A 16,442-nucleotide genomic window follows, 5' to 3' on the forward strand; every position below is an offset into this window, starting at 1 on the left:
GCACGCCGCCAGTGCACTGCCCGCACCTGCGGGCAGTCGCGCGCCGATCACCGCGACTGCAGGCTCGGCACCGCGTCGCTCACATGGGCGTGGCGGCGCATGATCCAGTTGAACAACGGCGTGGCCATCAGCGTGGACAGGATCGCCATCAGCACCAGCACCGAGAACAGGCCCTGTTCGATCACACCCGCCTGCAAGCCGATATTGATGATGATCAGCTCCATCAGCCCGCGTGCATTCATCAGCGAACCGATCGCCATCGCGTCGCGGTTGTTCTCGCCGGTCGCACGCGCCGCGGCCCAGCAGGCCACGCCCTTGCCGATGAACGACGCGGCCAGGATCGCCACGCCCGCCAGCATGATCTGCGGCTGCAGCAATACGCTGAGCTGGGTTTTCAAGCCCGAATAAGTGAAGAACATCGGCAGCAGCAACACCACGACGAACGGCTGCATCATCTCGCGCAGCTTCTCGGTCAGTGCGCCCCTGGGCAGGCAGACACCGAGCAGGAAACCGCCGAACACCGCATGGATGCCGATCGCATCCATCGCCCAGGCGCTGATGCAGAACAGGATCAGCACCACCGCCAGGACACTGTTGCTCAGCGGCTGGCCGGGCACCACATGATCGGCCAGCCGCTTGAGCAGATGCCGGCCGACGAAAATCATGAAGACCGCATAGCCGATGCCGCCGCCGATGGCCAGGTAGGCACTGCCCCAACTGCCGCCGAAACTGGCCAGCACCACGGCCAAAATGCACCACGCTGCGGCATCGTCGAACGCGCCAGCGGTCAGCGCCAAGGTGCCTAAGGGGCTATTGGTCAGACCGCGTTCGTGGATGATGCGCGCCAGCATCGGGAAGGCGGTGATCGCAATGGCCGCGCCCAGGAACAGCGACGCTTCGGCCAGCTTGGCCTTTTCCGAAAACAGGCCCTGCACGTTGATCAACCATGGGCACATGGCAAATGCCAGCAGGAACGGCACCGCGATGCCCGCCATCGACACGCTCATGGCACTGCGATAGCGCGCGCGAAAGTGGTCGCCGCGGAAATCGGTTCCGACCAGGAACATGTACAGGCCCACGCCGAACTGCGCGAACACATACAGCACGTCCATGGTCTGCTTGGGGAACAGGGCCGCCTGCGCGCCCGGCGCCAGCAAGCCGAACAACGAGGGCCCCAGCATCACGCCGGCAATCATTTCGCCCACCACCTGCGGTTGCCCGAGGCGCTTGGCCAGCATGCCGACCAGCCGGCACACCAACAAAATCGCGGCAGCCTGCAAAAAGAAATACACCGACATCTGCGGAGTGGTCATGCGTGCGGCGACATCCCTGAAAAGTGCGCAGATCGTAACCGGACCTGCCGCACTTCGATAGCGTGCGGCGGCCGATGGCGATCTGAGCCACCTGCGCGCTTGGGCCCGCCAGGCGCAGCGCGCAGGTCATCCGCGCTTGCCTGCATCATTTGCCCGCAGCGGTCTGCGTCGGCACCGGGGTCAGCACCAGGTCCTGGAAATCGAAGCTGAAATCGGTCAGCGGCGAAATCGGCTCCATGCGCATCTCGTGCACCGCGCCGTCCGGGGTCAGCGCAAAATTGACGAAGGCATCGGCATTCAAGGAGCGGTCGTCCCAGCGCACGATGAAGCTGTCGTGCTGCCAATGCTCCAGCGTGCCCACCAACTGGGCAGTCCTGGCGAACTGCAGGCGCAGTCGCTTGCCGTCCTGGACGATCACCACATCGCCGTACCAGGGGTCGCGATAGGTGGCCGCGTAACTGCGCAGCGGCAACGACGGCGTGGACCGCGCCGCGCGCGCGTCCTGGTGCTTCTTCCAACTTGCGTCCGCCTCGCTGTCGGCCTTCTCCACCAGCTTGGCGTACGCGGCGGTCCAATCGGTGGGCGGCACCTGCAAGAAGGCATCCAGCACCTGGAAGGTCACGGCGTTGAACGCAGCGCCCACCTCCTGATTGGTCAACACCACCACGCCCAGCTTCTGATCCGGCAGCAGCGTCAGGCGCGACACCATGCCGGGCCAGCCGCCGGTGTGCCAGACCAGGCGATGGCCGCGGTAATCGCTCAGGCTCCAGCCCTCACCGTAGCCGGCGAAGTTCGGCCGCGCCGCGGCAAGCTCGGGCACCTGCACCTCGCCGATCGGGATCGGCGTGATCATCGACCACATTTCCTGCTGGCGCTTGGCGCTGAACAGGGGTTTGCCATCGGGCAGGATGCCGCCGGCCAGTTGCACGTTCATCCACAGCGCCATGTCGTGCACGCTGGAATAGATGCCGCCGGCACCGGAGTTGTTGGACCAGGTCAGCGGCGCCACCGTGCGCAGCTCGGTGAAGTCGTACTTGGCATGCCCGACTGCCGCGTGATCGCCGGGCTGCAGATGGTCGGCGTTGAAGCGCGTGCCGCGCATGCCCACCGGGTCGAAGATACGTTGCTGCAGAAATGCCGCGTAACTCTGCCCGGAGACCTGCTCGATCACCTTCTGAGCGACTGCGTACAGGATGTTGTCGTACGCATAGCGGTCGCGAAAACCGCCCTTCAGCGGCACCTTGGCCAGGCGCTGCACGACCTCTTCGGTGGTGTAGCTGGTGCTGGGCCAGAACAATAAATCGCCTGCACCCAGGCTCAGGCCGCTGCGGTGCGCCAGCAGATCGCGGATGCGCATTTGCCCGCTCACATACGGATCGGACATGCGGAACCACGGCAGATGGTCGATGACCTTGTCATCGAGCGAGAGCTTGCCTTCATCGGCCAGGATCGACAGTGATGCGGCAGTGAACGCCTTGGTATTGGAGGCAATCGCAAACAACGTGTCGGCCTGCACGGGCGCAGGCTTGCCGGTCTCGCGCACGCCGTAGCCGCGCTCCAGCACCACCTGGCCGTCCTTGACGATGGCCACCGCAATACCGGGCACGTCGAACTGTTTGCGCACGCGTTCCATCTGCGCATCGAACTGCTGCATGCCGGCGGGAAGTTCGGCCGCGTGCGTTGTCGTCACCAAGCTTGCCACCATCAGCACGCCCCCACTCAGCCATCGGTTCAAGGTCACTGCATCACCTTCAGGTTGTCGGTCAGATCGATCCGCCGGCGCCATCCAGCGCCAACGGTTGCGGCGCCACCAGCACGCCATTGGCATCGGCGTACAGCCAGTGGCCCGGAACGAAGGGCACGCCGGCAAAATTCACCGGCACATCCACATCGCCCAGATCGCGTTGCTCGGTGCGGCGCGGGCAAGCCGCCAGCGCCAGCACCCCCAGCGGCAACGTGGCAAGAATCTCGACATCGCGCACGCAGCCGTGGATCAGCACGCCGGCCCAGCCGTTCGCCACCGCATTGGCCGCGATCTGGTCGCCCAGCAGCGCATGCTTGAGCGAGCCCTGCCCGTCCACCACCAGCACGCGGCCGTCGCCCGGCATGGCGGCCAGCTCGCGCACCCGCGAGTTGTCTTCGAAACAGCGCACCGTGACCATGGGCCCGGCGAATGCCGTGCGCCCGCCGAAGTGGCGGAACAGCGGTTCGGCGATCGTCACGTCGGGGTAGCGGTCACACAGATCAGGCGTGGTCCAGGTCATCGGGGCGATCTCGCGCGGCAGAGTTGGCATGGTAGCCGCCTGTGGCCGCGCGCGGGCGATGGGTGACGGATGACCGATACCCGATGACCGACACCCGATTACGCGCCATGCAGGCACGCACGCGCAGCGAAGGTGCGCGCACGCGGACAACGCTGCGTTCGCCGCGTCGTGATGGTCGCTGCAAGGCAGTCGCCATGCGGCGGTTGCCGCGTATGGTCTCCGCCGAGGCGCGCAGCGCAGAAGGCGTGGGTTTCCGCCAGCTACGCCGTCTGCGGCTTGCGCAGCCCATCTCCAGCAGCGTGCAACGCCAGCGCGGCAGGCCAGTGCAGGCACAACCCACCTTCGGCACGACCGCCAGCCTGCCATGCAACGTTGCGTCGTACGGGCTCAACCATTGCACTGCCCCGCGGCGCCCATTGGCAACGCATTTTCTCATCGCGCCACCTGCGCCACGGCTATGATCGGCCGGCACGCGTCGCACCCATCGACGCATCCGCAATGACGCACGACCTCGCCAGCGAGTCTCCATGCAATGACCGATCTGTTCGCTTCCGCCCCGCCCGCCCTCGAAGGTATCCACATCGGCATTGGTGGCTGGGTGTATGCGCCGTGGCGCGCAGGCATGTTCTACCCGGAAGGCCTGGTGCAGCGCCGCGAGCTGGAATACGCAAGCCGCCACGTCACCGCCATCGAAATCAACGGAACCTATTACGGCACGCAGAAGCCGGCCACTTACGCGAAGTGGCGCGATGAAGTGCCGCCCGGCTTCGTGTTCTCGGCTAAGGCGCCGCGCCGCATTACCCAGTCGCGCAAGCTGGCTGGCACCAGGGCGCAGGTGGAAGATTTCATCGGCGGCATTGTCGAGCTAGGCGATACGCTTGGGCCGCTGGTGTGGCAATTCGAACAAGGGCACCGGTTGCAGGCCGACGATCTGGACGCGTTTTTGTCGTTGCTGCCCAAGCGTGCAGGTCCGCGTGCGCTGCGCCATGTGCTGGAGATCCGCGACCACGATGCGGTAGATGCCTCGCTGCTCGCATTGGTGCGCAGCCATGGCGTGGCCACGGTGTTCACCGATTCGGATGAGCACCCCTCGTTCGCCGATCTCTCCACGGATTTCGTCTATGCGCGTCTGATGCGCAGCCAGGCGCGCCTGCATGCAGGGTATCCGGCGCCGGCACTGGCGCGTTGGGCAGAGCGCATCCAGGCCTGGCGCCGCGGCGAAGACCCGGCCGATCTGCCGCACGTGGACGCTTCGGCAGCGCCGGCACGGCAGCCGCGCGAGGTCTTCGTGTTTTTCATCAGTGCGGCGAAGGAACGCAACCCGGCAGCGGCGATGGCGTTGTTGAAAGAAGTGTCGGCGCGTCAGGGCAGCTAGCAACACGACAGCGCCGCCGCTTCGGATCGGCAGGTTCCATGCGTACGTTCGATTCTGCGTGCGGCGTCGGCAGCCCATCTGACGACGGCTTGCCGTTTTATCAGCCGCCCTTGGTCCGCACATGAGGGCAATCCGCGATGGTTGACGCGGCCGTCTCTTGCGCACAGCGCTGAGCGCTGAGGTGCCACGATCGATCGCGGCGTGGGCTGGTGCATCGCTCCTCGGCCATCCTGCCGTGATCCAGGTCGGCCGATGGCTGGCGGGTCGCACGATTGCTGCGCGACAGCCTGGCCAGCCATCCCTCCACCCCGCCGCTGCACGCCGGCGCCGCGTCCCTTGCAGCGCAACATCACGCAGTTTTCGGCGACAATGGCGCATGCCCACGACCGACCTGCGCAAGGCGCAACTGCAAATCCACTTCTGCGTCCTGCTTTGGGGCATCACCGCGATCCTGGGCAAGCTGATCACGCTGCAGGCACTGCCGCTGGTGTGGTGGCGCATGTTGATCGTGGTGGTGGCACTGGCCTTGTGGCCACGCGTGTGGCGTGGGTTGCGTGGCTTGTCCGGGCGTGTGGTGCTGGGCTATTGCGGCATCGGCGCGCTGGTTGCCTTGCACTGGCTTACCTTCTACGGCGCGATCAAGCTGGCCAATGCATCGGTGGCGGCGACCTGTATCGCACTGGCGCCGGTTTTCACGGCGGTCATCGAGCCATTGGTCACGCATCGCCCGTTCCGTCCGCGCGAGCTGCTGTTCGGGCTGGCCGTGTTGCCCGGCGTGGCGCTGGTCGTCGGCGGGGTGCCGGACGGCATGCGGGCCGGCGTGGTGGTGGGCGCGATTTCGGCGGTGTTCGTCGGGCTATTCGGCTCGCTCAACAAGCGCATGGTGGCGCATGCCGACCCGCTCACCGTCACCGCGCTGGAACTGGGCGCCGGCACGCTGACCCTGACCCTGCTTGCACCGGCGATGCCGCTGCTGCTGCCGGCCTTGCATGGCGATCTGCTGGTGGTGCCCAGCCTGCACGATGGCGTGTTGCTGCTGGCGTTATCGCTGGCCTGCACCTTGCTGCCATTTGCGCTGGCGCTGGTCGCCTTGCGGCATCTGAGCGCCTATTCGGTGCAATTGGTGACCAATCTCGAACCGGTGTACGCCATCGTGCTGGCGATCGCGCTGCTGGGCGAACAACGCGAACTGACCCTGCAGTTCTATCTCGGCGTGGCGATCATTCTCGGCGCGGTGTTCCTGCATCCGGTCCTGGAGCGTCGGCGCACGGTGGCGCACCCGGAATTGCTCGGCACTGCCGAAGCGAAAAATATCGTCGACTGATTGCACAGCGCTGCAAGATCGCGCTTGTCCACAGCGACCGCCGCGTTGAAGCACACCGGCGTTCACGCTGCATCGCGCGGCGTCCGCGCCGCCCGGCATACGGCAATCGACGTCCCATGCGCTGGCCAGGCGATCTGCATCGGCAGGCGCGCAACCACGCGCCCCTACTCCAGTGCGACCACCTGATCGCGCCCACCGCGCTTGGCCGCATACAGGGCCTGGTCGGCGCGCTTGATCACTGCCTCCACGCTTTCCTGCGGGTACAAGGTCGCCACACCGATACTCACCGTCACCGGCAGCGCGATCGTCATCGCCGCCACGCTCTGGCGCAGGTATTCGCATTGCACGCGTGCCTGCAGCAGATCCGTATTGGGGAGCAGCAATACGAATTCCTCGCCGCCATACCGGGCGATGGTGCCGGCACCGGCCATATGCGCACGCAACAATGCGGACAATTCGCGCAGCACTGCATCGCCCTGATCGTGCCCATGCACGTCGTTGACGGTCTTGAAGTGGTCCACGTCCAGCAGCGCGACCGACAGCGGCTGGCCCACCGCACGCGTCTGTTCGGTGGCCGCCGCCAACGCCACCGCGAACGCGCGCCGGTTGGGCAGGCCGGTCAACGGATCGGTGCGGGTCTGTTCGACCAGGTCAGCGTTCAACGCATCCATCTGCGCGTAATAGCCAGCCATCTGCTGTTCGTACCACTCGCGCTCGTGCAACTGCTGGCGCAACTGCCTGCCGGCCAGCCGCAACTCAAGCAGCTGCGAGGCCTGCCGCGACAATGCCTGCAAGGCCTCGCGCTGGTCTTCGCGCAGATGCGCCGGGGTCTGGTCGAACACGCACAGCGAGCCCAGCGCCAGGCCCTGGCTGGTCACCATCGGCGCGCCGGCATAGAAGCGCACCCCGCCGCTACCGACCACCATCGGGTTATCGTGGAAGCGTGGGTCCAGCAAGGTGTCGTCCACCATCAGCACTTCGTCCGGGCGCAGGATCGCGTGCGCGCAGAACGAGATATCGCGTGGTGCTTCGCTGCGTGGCGCACCGTGCGCAGACTTGAACCACTGCCGGTCTTCGTCCACCAGCACCACCGCCGCCATCTGCGTCTCGCACAGCGTGGAGGCAATCATGGTCAGGTCGTCGAATGCACGTTCGGCTGGCGTATCCAGCACGTCGTACTGGCGCAGCGCGGCCAGCCGCTCGGCCTCGTTGCTCGGCAATTCCGGTTTGATCACTGCCGCCCCCTGGCTGTTATCTGTGAAAGTATGCCGGAGCCCAGCAAGTGCCACCATCGGGCGCACCCTACGCTGCAGCGCCGTAAGCGCCGCCCCGGCCGGCATCGGATATTTCGAAGCGCGATCCATACAGCGGGCGCAAGCACCCGGCACGACTTTGCACATTTGGTGCGGCAGCACGGCACTACAGCGCGGGCATGTGCCGTGTCCGAAACGCCGGCTGCGCTGACCTGACTGCGATGCAGCCGGCCCGGCACAGGCGCTTACCAGTCGGTGCGTTGCGGCAGCAGGCCGCGCAATTCCGCGTCGCTGAGGTTGCGCCACTGCCCCGGCTTGAGCGCAGCCAGCTTGATGTTGTCGATGCGCACCCGGCGCAGTTGCGTCACCCGGTAGCCGAACTCGGCAGCCATCAGGCGAATCTGCCGATTCAGGCCCTGCTCCAGCACGATGCGGAAGCCGAATTTGGCAATGCGTGCGGTGCGGCACGGCAATGTGGTTTCGTTGTGGATGCGCACCCCGCGTGCCATGCCGCGCAGGAATTCATCGGTGACCGGTTTGTTGACCGCGACCAGATATTCCTTCTGGTGGCGATTTTCCGCGCGCAGGATCTCGTTGACGATGTTGCCGTTGCTGGTCATCAGGATCAGCCCTTCGGAGTCCTTGTCGAGCCGGCCGATCGGGAAGATGCGCTGCTCGTGACCGACGAATTCGACGATATTGCCCTTGACCGAACTCTCGGTGGTGCAGGTGATGCCCACCGGTTTGTTGAGCGCGATGTAGACGTGCTTGCGACCACCGAGCTTCTTGGCCTCGCGTATGCGTAGCGGCTGGCCATCCACCAGCACGGTATCTTCCGCGCCGACCACCGCGCCGGTGCCGGCGGGTACGCCATTGACGGTGACCCTTCGTTCGCCGATCAGGCGATCGGCCTCGCGGCGTGAGCAGAAGCCGGTTTCGGCGATGTATTTGTTGAGTCGGATCGTCATCTGCCAATTATCGGCGATTTGGAGCAGGCCGTGCGCCATGCCGGCTGACCGGGCCAGCAATCGGCAGCAGGCAGTCGCCAGCCGCGTTGTACACGCAGCACCGGCCTGACGCTGCCCGACATCGCCCGGGTCAAGCGCGCTACCCGGAGACGGCCACCAGCTGCGGTGTGTGCAACAGTTCTTCCAGCGGGCATGGACGATGCAGGCTGAAACCCTGCACCTGGCCCACGCCGGCCTCACGCAGCCCGGGGATGTCGGCCTCCGATTCCACGCCTTCGGCGACCACCTCGATGCCCAGCGCCAGCCCGACCTGGGCGATCGAATGCACCGCCGCGCGATCCACTGCATCGTGCGCATAGTTGCGGACGAAGCCGCAATCGATCTTCAACACGTCCACGGTGAATTGCTTGAGATAGCCGAACGAGGCCAGGCCGCTGCCGAAATCGTCCAGCGCCACGTGGCACCCGCGTGCGCGCACGCTCTGCACAAAACGCTGCGCGTGTTCCAGATCGCCGATGACCGCGGTCTCGGTGATCTCCATGCACAGCTTCGGCACCAGTGCCGGGTAGCGCTCGAACAGGGCGCAGACGACGTCGAGAAAATCCGGCTGCGCGATCGATTGCGCAGACAGATTGACGTGACACAGGTCCAGCATCGCCACATGCATCGGATTGGCCGCCAACTGCGCGCACAGCGCTTCCAGCACATAGGTATCGACCATGCGCCCCAGGCCGTAACGCTCCACTGCCGGCAAGAATTCACCCGGGCTCAGCACCCGTCCGTCGCTGGCGCGCATGCGCACCAGCACCTCGTACTGCAGGCGCCCCGGGTCGTTCAGCACCTGGATTTTCTGCGCGTACAACAGCAAACGCTCTTCGGCGATCGCCTGTTGCACCGCACTGATCCAGCCACCATCGTGGCGGCGCTGCGCCAGTGCCAGATCGTTCTCGTTGAAGCAGCGAATGCGGTTGCGCCCTTCTTCCTTGGCCGCATGACAAGCCAGATCGGCGGCGGTCATCAAGGTAGTGAGGTCGCTGACGCCGTGGCGAATCTCCACCACGCCAAAACTGCAACTGGGCGTCAGCGGTCGCCCGCCTTGATGGCTCCACGGTTGACCGAGCACGCCGTGCATGCGTTCCAGCACGGCCTGCGCCTGCGCCAGGTCGGTATTGGCCAGCAGGATGGCGAACTCATCGCCGCCCAGACGCCCCAACCAATCGCCAGAACGCAGCTGCATGGTGATCACGTCGGCGAAGTGGCACAGGAACTTGTCGCCGACCGCATGCCCGAAGGTGTCGTTGACCAGCTTGAAATGATCCAGGTCGACAAAGCACAGCGCGTGGCACATCTGCGGCGATTGCGGCAGCTCGATCAGGCGCAGCAGCCGGCGTTCGATTTCATGCCGGTTGATCAGCCCGGTCATCGCGTCGTGGCGCGCATGGAAGGCCACTTCGTCGGCCAGCTCGTGCGCGTGCGAGACATCTTCGATCACCGCCAGCACCAGGGTCGGCTCTTCCGGCCCCGGCTCGACCAACGACGCGCTCCAGCGGCCCCACATCACCCCGCCGTCGGCACGCACGAAGCGCAATTCGCCGGACTGCAGCAGCTTGGGCCAATCGAGCATGCCGCGGCTGTCCAGCTTGATGTCTTCCGGATGCATCACCTCGGCCAGGGTGCAGGCCTGCAACTCTTCGGGCCGGTAGAGCAGCACGTTGGCCATCGACGCGTTGGCATCCAGCACGTTGCCGCGCAGATCGAACTTGACCATGCCCAGCGCCGCCTGCTGAAACGCAGTACGGAAGCGGCCTTCATGCGACAGCAGATAATCGCGAATGCGCCGCATCGCCAGTACGCAGGTGATCAACACCAGCAGCAAGGTGGCCAGGCTGCAGACCACCATCACATCGTGCAGCAGCCGCGCGCAGCGGGTCAGGTAGGCCAGAAATTCGGACGCGTCGTGACGCATGCGGCCGTCCAGCAGATGCAGTTCATCGCGCAGTGCCTGCAGCGCACGCGGGTCGGGCCGGTTGGCGGCCTGCACCGAAGCGGCGCGGTCGGCCAGATCGCTCAGTTGCAGGATGCCGGCGTCGGTGCGCTTCCACAGTGCGATGGCGTCGCCGAGATACGGAAATTGGTGCCCGTAGCGATACAGCCGCACCATTTGCGGCATGTCTTCATGGGCATTACGCCCAGCGGTCAGACCGGCGTAGACCGCGTCCCAATCGATCACCGGCTGTTCGATCGCCACGCGTGCGGCGCGGTCGCCCAGCGGCACTTCCAGCGCGCGGCAGGCGGCCTGCAGATCGGCCGTATCCCCGCTGCCCAGGTAGCGCTCCATCCAGTACACCGATTCCTGCTGGGCGTTGGACCAATGGCTTTGGCCAACGATCCAGGCGGTCGCGCCGGACTGCACTTCGATCACCAGCGCCGACACCACCGTCATGCAGACGGCGATGCCGATCAACAGCGCAAGAGGAAGCGTCAGCCAGCCACGCACCAGGTGCATGGTCTGCCCACCGCCCTTGCCGCGTACTGCTTGCGCCATCGCCGTCCGTCCTTCGCCGCCCCAATGCGATTCAGGCGCCCACTGGGCGCCTGAAGGCAGTAACGGCCGCAACGGCCGAGTCTGTATGGCTATGCCCGCTTGGCGTGATGCGACCGGGGTTAGCGACGCTGACGAGATCAGCCTGATCGCCGCCGCCTCGAGGCGCCGTAACGCCTTACCCGCTCGCTATGCTCTTGGATGCATAGCAATACTGGGCAACCCGACCGTCTGCAGGATCCCTGCAAGCAGGGCCGGGCAGCCTTACTCGCCGCGCGGCTTCGGCGGACCCTTGCGGTGCGGCGCGCCGGCGCGGTCCATCGGACGGCCCGGGCCGTTCGGGCGACCGGACGGCTTGCCGCCACGCGGGAAGCGCGGCTTGGACGCCGCTGCGGCCGCTTCGCCGTCTTCCAGCTTGCGCATGTTGAGCTGCTGGCCGGACACCCAGACCTTCTTGAGGTGCTGCAGCAGTTCGCGCGGCATGTCGGCCGGCAGATCCAGAATCGAGTAATCGTCCTGGATGTCGATACGACCGATATAGCGGCTTTCCAGCCCGGCTTCGTTGGCGATCGCGCCGACGATGTTGGCCGGCTTCACGCCGTGGCTGTGGCCCACTTCGATGCGGTAGCTCTCCATGCCGAACTCCGGCTCGCCACGTGGGGCCGGCTCGCGGCGTGGACGCTCGCCGGCATCGTCACCGCGCGGCGGGCGTGCAGTGCGCTCGCCGTCGGCACGCGGGCCACGTTCGAACTTCGGCTCGAAGCGGGGGCGATCGCCGCGGTCGGCACGCTCATGACGTTCGCGCGGCGCAGTGTCCTCGCGCGCACCGCGCACCGGCGGGGTCAGCAGGAACGGGGCATCGCCCTGCAGCAGCTTGGCCAGCGCGGCGGCGATATCGATCGCCGGCACGTTGTTTTCGGCCTCGTAGCGCTGCAGCAGGTCGCGGTACATGTCGATCTGGCCACCGGCCAGGGTCTCGGTGATGCGGCTCATGAAACGCGCGACGCGGGTGTCGTTGACCGCGTCCACGCTCGGCAGCTGCATCTCTTCGATCGGCTGACGGGTGGCGCGTTCGATGGAGCGCAGCATGCCCTTCTCGCGCGGCGTCACGAACAGGATCGCGTCGCCGTTACGCCCGGCACGGCCGGTACGACCGATGCGGTGCACGTAGCTTTCGGTGTCGTAGGGAATGTCGTAGTTCAGCACGTGGCTGATGCGCTCCACGTCCAGACCGCGAGCGGCCACGTCGGTGGCCACCAGGATGTCCAGCTTGCCGTCCTTGAGCTGGGCGATGGTCTTCTCGCGTGCGGCCTGCTGCATGTCGCCGTTGATGGCCGCTGCCGCCATGCCGCGCGCCTGCAGCTTCTGCGCCAGCTCTTCGGTGGCCGCCTTGGTGCGCGCGAAGATGATCATGCCGTCGAACGGCTCGACCTCTAGAATGCGGGTCAACGCGTCCAGCTTGTGCAGCCCGCTCACCCACCAGTAGCGCTGGCGGATGTTGGCCGAGGTGGTGGTCTTGGCCGCGATGGTGACTTCGGCCGGGTCCTTCAGATAGGTCTGCGCGATACGGCGGATGGCCGGCGGCATGGTGGCCGAGAACAAGGCCACCTGGCGCTGCTCCGGCAACTTCTTCAGCACCGCTTCGACGTCGTCGATGAAGCCCATGCGCAGCATTTCGTCGGCTTCGTCCAGCACCAGCGTCTTGAGCTGCGACAGATCCAGGGTGCCGCGGTCCAGGTGATCGATCACCCGGCCCGGGGTACCGACCACCACATGCACGCCGCGCTTGAGCGCGCTCAGCTGCTGGGCATACGGCTGGCCGCCGTAGACCGGCAGCACGCGGAAGCCGGGAATGGCTTCGGCATATTTCTGGAACGCCTCGGCGACCTGGATGGCCAGTTCGCGGGTCGGGGCCAGCACCAATGCCTGCGGCTTGACCTGGTGGAGATCGGCGTTGGACAGCACCGGCAGCGCGAACGCGGCGGTCTTGCCGGTACCGGTCTGGGCCTGGCCGAGCACATCGCGACCGGCCAGCAACGCGGGGATGGTGGCAGCCTGGATCGGCGACGGCGACTCGTAGCCGACATTGGCAACGGCCTTCATCACAGCGTCCGAGAGGCCGAGATCTGCAAACAGCAGCGGCGCGGAAGATTCTTGGGTCATGGGTAACTCCGGAGGCGCCGCACGGAGCCGGCAGGCGCAAAGCAGCATAGTGTGCCTCTTCAGCCCCCTTGCTGTCGAAATTTTCGTGACAGTCCATTCAGGTTGTGAGGAATTGCGCTGCTGCGCGAATCATCCCCCGTGTCGTCCCTTGACCTGCCCGACCGGAGCCACGCCCCTGGACACAGACCTGCACACCCGCTTCAGCGCCCTGCTGCAGCAGCATCGCGGCATCGTGCTGAAGGTGGCGGCCAGCTATTGCCGCGGACGCGACGACCGCGACGAACTGGCGCAGGAAATCGCCACGCAACTGTGGCGGGCATTTCCCGGCTACGACCCGGGTCGGCGCTTTTCCACCTGGATGTACCGCATCGCCCTGAACGTGGCGATCAGCGATCTGCGCGGCCGCCGCGCGGCCGGCGAGCCGATCGCGCTGGATGCGGTGATGGAGCGCATCGCCGATCCACAGGCGCACGACCCTGTACGCGCGCAACAGGTGGCCGCGCTGTATGCCTTCATCGCACAGCAACCGCCGCTGGAACGCGCGCTGCTGTTGCTCTATCTGGACGAGCACAGCTATCGCGAAATCGGCGAAGTGCTCGGCATCAGCGAAACCAATGTCGCCACCAAACTCAGCCGACTGAAAACGCGCATTCGCGCCGAGCTGTGAACCCCACCGATCCGCAACCGGAGCAAGACATGGAACTGGACGACATCGCCCTGGCCTGGCGTTCCCTGGAACAACGGCTGGACCAACACGCTGCACTCACCGACCAGGTGCTCGGCGACCTGCGCAGCCACGCAGCGCGCGCGCATCTGCGCCCGTTGTGGCTGAGCCAGTCGGCGCAACTGCTGTGCGCCATCGCAGTGAGTGGCATCGTTGCCCACAGTTGGCTCAGTTTCGCCGAACAGGCCGCTGCCGTCGTCGGCGGCGTGTTGCTGCAGGCGTGGTGCGTTGCGCTGTCAGCGTCTGCGGCCCGTCAACTGTGGCTGTTGTCGCAGTTGGATTTCGCCAGGCCACTGCTGCAGACACAGCGCGCGCTTGCACAGCTGCGGCGCTGGCGCACGCGCGTGGCGCCGTGGCTGGGCGTGGCGTTCTGGGTGCTGTGGGTGGCAGTGGCAGACGCTGCGTGGCGGACCTTCACGGGCGTTTCGTTGCCGTACGCCTGGCTGTTATGCAACCTGCTGGTGGGCGTCCTCGGCGGCATCGGCACCTGGCTGGGCTATCGACGGCTGCAGCGCAGCGGTCACCCCTGGCTGGAACGCCTGGACGCCGCGCATGCCGGCCGCAGCGTCGCCCGCACCGAAACCCTGCTGGAACAGATCGCGCGCTTCCAGCGCGAGTAGGCGGATAATCGCGGCCTCCCTGCCACCGAGCACACCATGCAATACCTGGAATTCGACCTGGACGGCGACTACATCGAACTCAACCAGTTGCTCAAGCTGGCCGGCATTGCCGACAGCGGCGGCCAGGGCAAGGCGATCGTCGCCAGCGGCGCGGTCAGCGTCGACGGCGTGCAGGAGCTGCGCAAGACCGCCAAGATCCGTCCCGGTCAGCTGGTGCAGCTGGACGATGTGGAAATTCGCGTATTGGCATGGAACCCGGACGCCGAGCCTGACGCATGAAGGTGGTGGAGATCGGCCGGCGCAACAACGCACCTTCGGCCGACGATCCAACCCACGACGTCTGTGTTTTTTCGATCGCCATCGACTCGGACCAGCCGTTCTGGCTGGAGCAGTCCATCCGCGGCGGCCATGCCGAGCGAGGCGGCTGCAGCATGCTGGCCTTGCACGAACTGGATGCCTGCGCGGCGACTGGCGTGCAGAGGTGACCAGGGCCGGTTGCGCCTGGGTGATTCCACTGCTGGAGCAAGCCCTGCATACCGGCGATACGCAGGCGGCCATCGATGCAATCCTGGCGCGGGTGCAAGCGACTGATTGAAGCTCACACCCGCCGGCGACGCTGCATCAAATGCCCAGCAGCGCGCGCACCAGTTTGATGATGCCCCAGAACGACACCACCCAGATGGCGCTGCGCAGGTACGGAATACCCGCGGCATACACCGGCACATACGCCACGCGCGCCCACAGGTAGAGCTGCACGGCGAGTGCTGTTTCTGCGCTGGTGCGCCCGGCCACGCTCACCGCCAGCACGGCGGCCGCGAAGATCGGAAAGGTCTCGAGATAATTGCGAAACGCACGGTCCAGCCGCGCCGCCACGCCGGTGAGCGGCTTGGCCTCGCCATCGCGTGCGCTGGCATTCCACTTGGTGCCGCGCTGGGCGGTCATGCTGGCCGAGGCGGCCAGTAATTGCACCAGCCCGAGCACCATCGCCCAGCCCAGCATCTGCAGCTCGATCGTCAGTTGCATACGTTTCTCCCGGCCGATGGAAACATCACTTCACCGCCGTGCGCAGGCTGTAACCGGCCAACCGCCAGGTCTTGTCTTCGTCCAGACGGAACGACACCAGCTCGCGGACCGGTTGCTGCGCCTTGGCGAAACGGGTCGGGAAGCTGACGTTGACATACAGGCCTTCGGGCACCTGCGCGCCGGGACCGTACTTGACCCGCGTGACCGAGCCCTGCCCGCGCCCCACCACCGCACCCAGCCGCGCGCGTTCGGTGCCGATCTGGCTAACGAAGACGTCGCGCTTGACTGCGGTCTTGGCCACCTTGGACGCGCCATCCCACAAGGACGCGACTTGGTTGCCGTCCACCATCTGCGCCACGCGCAAGGCGGCCTGAGTCATCTCGGTGTTCTGCTTGGTCAGCTGCGCCTGCTGCGCCGGGCTGAGCGCCGGCTGCCCTGCGGGCGCTGCAGCGGCCGGTTGCGCTGCCGCCGGGCTGGCAGGGCGACCGGCCGCCTGCGGTTGTTGAGCGAACGCCAGCGCTGGAGCCAGTGCCAACACGATAACCAGACGAGAACGAAGCATTGGATGGGGACCTTGTACGGATCGGGTGGAAAGGGAGAGGCGCCACCCACCTTTTAGTGGGTAGCGCAGTCTAGAGCGCGTCATGCGCAACACAAGTCTGCGGCTGCAGGTCCGGGGACGGCGCTGAGGGCGACAAAGCAAGCGCTGACGCGGGCCTTTTGGAAAACACACTTCTCGAGCGCGCAAGCGGCGAGCAGAGACCTCCGGCCACGGATGCGCGCATTGGAAGTCATCAGGTCTGGCAGCGGCGTTTCATCCTTCTGTCTGGAGTGGCAGGCATGCTGCAGATGTCGGGCTCGGCTGGGTGCGCG

At 66.0% G+C, this 16,442-nt stretch carries 14 protein-coding genes and 1 pseudogene; 6 read left to right on the forward strand and 9 right to left on the reverse strand.

What is annotated here, in order from left to right:
* Positions 1-47: 47 nt before the first annotated feature.
* From ACDH77_RS13475 to rraA, 3 genes are all read right to left on the reverse strand, one after another.
* Positions 48-1,313: a cation:proton antiporter gene (locus tag ACDH77_RS13475; protein WP_031423445.1), complete on the reverse strand. Its 1,266-nt coding sequence runs from the start codon at positions 1,311-1,313 to the stop codon at positions 48-50.
* Between the two features lie 145 nt (positions 1,314-1,458).
* Entirely contained in the window at positions 1,459-3,135 is a 1,677-nt protein-coding gene (locus tag ACDH77_RS13480; RefSeq protein WP_031423447.1) for a serine hydrolase, read from the reverse strand.
* Positions 3,077-3,577, reverse strand: coding sequence for a ribonuclease E activity regulator RraA (gene rraA / locus ACDH77_RS13485; protein WP_031423448.1), 501 nt, complete (start codon positions 3,575-3,577; stop codon positions 3,077-3,079). The genes ACDH77_RS13480 and rraA overlap by 59 nt, the downstream gene beginning before the upstream one ends.
* 532 nt (positions 3,578-4,109) lie before the next feature.
* Here rraA and ACDH77_RS13490 point away from each other — a divergent pair.
* Entirely contained in the window at positions 4,110-4,952 is an 843-nt protein-coding gene (locus ACDH77_RS13490) for a DUF72 domain-containing protein (RefSeq protein WP_031423452.1), read from the forward strand.
* A 376-nt stretch (positions 4,953-5,328) separates the two neighbouring features.
* A complete protein-coding gene (locus ACDH77_RS13495; RefSeq protein WP_003487571.1) occupies positions 5,329-6,276 on the forward strand; it encodes a DMT family transporter in 948 nt (315 codons plus the stop codon).
* 164 nt (positions 6,277-6,440) lie between these two features.
* On the opposite strand, the gene ACDH77_RS13500 is transcribed toward ACDH77_RS13495, so the two are convergent.
* The 4 genes from ACDH77_RS13500 to ACDH77_RS13515 form a co-directional block, all read right to left on the reverse strand.
* On the reverse strand, positions 6,441-7,568 hold the full coding sequence (locus ACDH77_RS13500; RefSeq protein ID WP_031423454.1) for a diguanylate cyclase: 1,128 nt from the start codon (positions 7,566-7,568) through the stop codon (positions 6,441-6,443).
* A 206-nt stretch (positions 7,569-7,774) separates the two neighbouring features.
* On the reverse strand, positions 7,775-8,497 hold the full coding sequence (locus ACDH77_RS13505) for a pseudouridine synthase (protein WP_014090599.1): 723 nt from the start codon (positions 8,495-8,497) through the stop codon (positions 7,775-7,777).
* A gap of 139 nt (positions 8,498-8,636) precedes the next feature.
* Positions 8,637-11,042, reverse strand: coding sequence for a bifunctional diguanylate cyclase/phosphodiesterase (locus ACDH77_RS13510; RefSeq protein WP_145589940.1), 2,406 nt, complete (start codon positions 11,040-11,042; stop codon positions 8,637-8,639).
* A gap of 261 nt (positions 11,043-11,303) precedes the next feature.
* The gene (locus ACDH77_RS13515) at positions 11,304-13,202 is read right to left on the reverse strand and encodes a DEAD/DEAH box helicase (RefSeq protein WP_031423459.1); all 1,899 of its coding nucleotides are present in this window, start codon (positions 13,200-13,202) and stop codon (positions 11,304-11,306) included.
* A gap of 148 nt (positions 13,203-13,350) precedes the next feature.
* Between ACDH77_RS13515 and ACDH77_RS13520 the strand changes: the two genes are divergently transcribed.
* From ACDH77_RS13520 to ACDH77_RS13535, 4 genes and pseudogenes are all read left to right on the forward strand, one after another.
* Positions 13,351-13,869 (forward strand): sigma-70 family RNA polymerase sigma factor, encoded by a 519-nt coding sequence (locus ACDH77_RS13520; protein WP_008576880.1) that lies wholly within the window; start codon positions 13,351-13,353, stop codon positions 13,867-13,869.
* A gap of 29 nt (positions 13,870-13,898) precedes the next feature.
* Positions 13,899-14,546 carry a hypothetical protein gene (locus ACDH77_RS13525; protein ID WP_031423461.1) on the forward strand — a complete coding sequence of 216 codons (648 nt, stop codon included), beginning with the start codon at positions 13,899-13,901 and terminating at the stop codon, positions 14,544-14,546.
* Between the two features lie 36 nt (positions 14,547-14,582).
* On the forward strand, positions 14,583-14,825 hold the full coding sequence (locus tag ACDH77_RS13530; protein WP_005912879.1) for an RNA-binding S4 domain-containing protein: 243 nt from the start codon (positions 14,583-14,585) through the stop codon (positions 14,823-14,825).
* Positions 14,822-15,141 (forward strand): annotated as a pseudogene (locus ACDH77_RS13535) (hypothetical protein). Before ACDH77_RS13530 ends, ACDH77_RS13535 begins: the two are co-directional and overlap by 4 nt.
* Positions 15,142-15,167: 26 nt before the next feature.
* Here ACDH77_RS13535 and ACDH77_RS13540 read toward each other — a convergent pair.
* Together ACDH77_RS13540 and ACDH77_RS13545 are read right to left on the reverse strand one after the other, a co-directional pair.
* On the reverse strand, positions 15,168-15,569 hold the full coding sequence (locus ACDH77_RS13540) for an MAPEG family protein (RefSeq protein ID WP_017155823.1): 402 nt from the start codon (positions 15,567-15,569) through the stop codon (positions 15,168-15,170).
* A gap of 25 nt (positions 15,570-15,594) precedes the next feature.
* Entirely contained in the window at positions 15,595-16,131 is a 537-nt protein-coding gene (locus ACDH77_RS13545; protein WP_011348040.1) for a DUF4019 domain-containing protein, read from the reverse strand.
* Positions 16,132-16,442: the final 311 nt, after the last annotated feature.

Source organism: Xanthomonas axonopodis pv. maculifoliigardeniae, assembly GCF_041519315.1.
GTDB classification, from domain to species: domain Bacteria; phylum Pseudomonadota; class Gammaproteobacteria; order Xanthomonadales; family Xanthomonadaceae; genus Xanthomonas; species Xanthomonas euvesicatoria.

Bases quoted from the DNA above. Each gene is read 5' to 3' on its own strand.
- ACDH77_RS13475 (WP_031423445.1), bottom strand. From the start codon at position 1,313: ATGACCACTCCGCAGATGTCGGTGTATTTCTTTTTGCAGGCTGCCGCG.
- ACDH77_RS13480 (WP_031423447.1), bottom strand. From the start codon at position 3,135: ATGGCGTGCTGGTGGCGCCGCAACCGTTGGCGCTGGATGGCGCCGGCG.
- rraA (WP_031423448.1), bottom strand. From the start codon at position 3,577: ATGACCTGGACCACGCCTGATCTGTGTGACCGCTACCCCGACGTGACG.
- ACDH77_RS13490 (WP_031423452.1), top strand. From the start codon at position 4,110: ATGACCGATCTGTTCGCTTCCGCCCCGCCCGCCCTCGAAGGTATCCAC.
- ACDH77_RS13495 (WP_003487571.1), top strand. From the start codon at position 5,329: ATGCCCACGACCGACCTGCGCAAGGCGCAACTGCAAATCCACTTCTGC.
- ACDH77_RS13500 (WP_031423454.1), bottom strand. From the start codon at position 7,568: ATGGTGGCACTTGCTGGGCTCCGGCATACTTTCACAGATAACAGCCAG.
- ACDH77_RS13505 (WP_014090599.1), bottom strand. From the start codon at position 8,497: ATGACGATCCGACTCAACAAATACATCGCCGAAACCGGCTTCTGCTCA.
- ACDH77_RS13510 (WP_145589940.1), bottom strand. From the start codon at position 11,042: ATGGCGCAAGCAGTACGCGGCAAGGGCGGTGGGCAGACCATGCACCTG.
- ACDH77_RS13515 (WP_031423459.1), bottom strand. From the start codon at position 13,202: ATGACCCAAGAATCTTCCGCGCCGCTGCTGTTTGCAGATCTCGGCCTC.
- ACDH77_RS13525 (WP_031423461.1), top strand. From the start codon at position 13,899: ATGGAACTGGACGACATCGCCCTGGCCTGGCGTTCCCTGGAACAACGG.
- ACDH77_RS13530 (WP_005912879.1), top strand. From the start codon at position 14,583: ATGCAATACCTGGAATTCGACCTGGACGGCGACTACATCGAACTCAAC.
- ACDH77_RS13540 (WP_017155823.1), bottom strand. From the start codon at position 15,569: ATGCAACTGACGATCGAGCTGCAGATGCTGGGCTGGGCGATGGTGCTC.
- ACDH77_RS13545 (WP_011348040.1), bottom strand. From the start codon at position 16,131: ATGCTTCGTTCTCGTCTGGTTATCGTGTTGGCACTGGCTCCAGCGCTG.